The sequence below is a fragment of the Arsenicibacter rosenii genome (genome assembly GCF_001870735.1).
In the GTDB taxonomy this organism is placed as follows: domain Bacteria; phylum Bacteroidota; class Bacteroidia; order Cytophagales; family Spirosomataceae; genus Arsenicibacter; species Arsenicibacter rosenii.
In genome coordinates, this window is sequence record NZ_MORL01000171.1 from 1 (window position 1) to 1,116 (window position 1,116).

Annotated in this window: 1 protein-coding gene; it reads right to left on the reverse strand. The window is 54.5% G+C overall.

Translation table 11 applies throughout. The features are described from left to right. Window positions 1-1,057 (reverse strand): HAD-IC family P-type ATPase (locus BLX24_RS30610; protein WP_143092951.1); only part of this gene is annotated, 1,057 nt, incomplete at its 3' end. Window positions 1,058-1,116 lie beyond the last annotated feature (59 nt).

The window sequence follows — 1,116 nt, forward strand, 5'->3', positions numbered from 1 at the left end:
GTGTCTCATCAGCCAGTGAACTCAGCGTACTGGCCACCACCATGTCGTTCAGCCGGACGCCCGGTGCCGGATAAAAGCGGGTTGCTTTCCGGTTGCCGATGGTAATGGTACCGGTTTTATCAAGCAACAGCGTATCAACGTCGCCGGCCGTTTCTACCGCACGGCCTGATTTCGCAATCACGTTGGCCCGCAGCGCACGGTCCATTCCGGCAATCCCGATGGCCGACAGCAATCCGCCGATCGTTGTCGGAATCAGACACACAAAAAGCGAAATCAGGGCGGCAATGGTAATCGGCGTATTCGCATAGTCGGCAAACGGCTTCAGGGCAATGCAGACAATGATAAAAATCAGGGTAAACCCGGCCAGCAGAATCGTCAGGGCGATTTCATTCGGTGTTTTCTGACGGGAAGCCCCCTCAACCAGCGCAATCATTTTATCCAGGAAGGATTCGCCCGGCTGGGTCGTAACAAGGACCTTTATCTGGTCAGACAAGACCTTGGTCCCGCCCGTTACCGACGACCGGTCACCGCCGGCTTCGCGGATCACCGGGGCCGACTCCCCCGTGATGGCCGATTCATCGATGGTGGCAAGGCCTTCAATTATTTCGCCGTCTGACGGGATCATGTCGCCGGCTTCACAGACAAAAACATCGCCTTTTTTGAGGCGCGACGAAGGCACGATCTCCATTTCGTTCAGCTTCATTTCGCCCACCGGCCGGATCACTTTAGCCGGTGTTTCTTCCCGCGTTTTGCGTAAGGATTCCGCCTGCGCTTTACCGCGGGCTTCAGCAATGGCCTCGGCAAAGTTGGCAAACAGCACCGTAATCAGCAGAATCAGGGTAACGGTGAGGTTATACCAGAACGACCCCTGCGTGTTGTCTCCGGAAAGGGCAATATAGACCGTAACCAGCAGCATCACGAACGTCCCGATTTCGACGGTAAACATAACGGGGTTCTTGATCAGCATGGCTGGATTTAATTTTTTAAACGAGTCGCGCATGGCGGCTCCCACCAGCTCGCGCTGAAACAGGCTGGTGGCTTTTTGTGAGCTTGACATATCGTTTAGGCAGGTTATGAACCTTGCTTGAAATCAGTGGCTTAAAGAGAAATATTCGG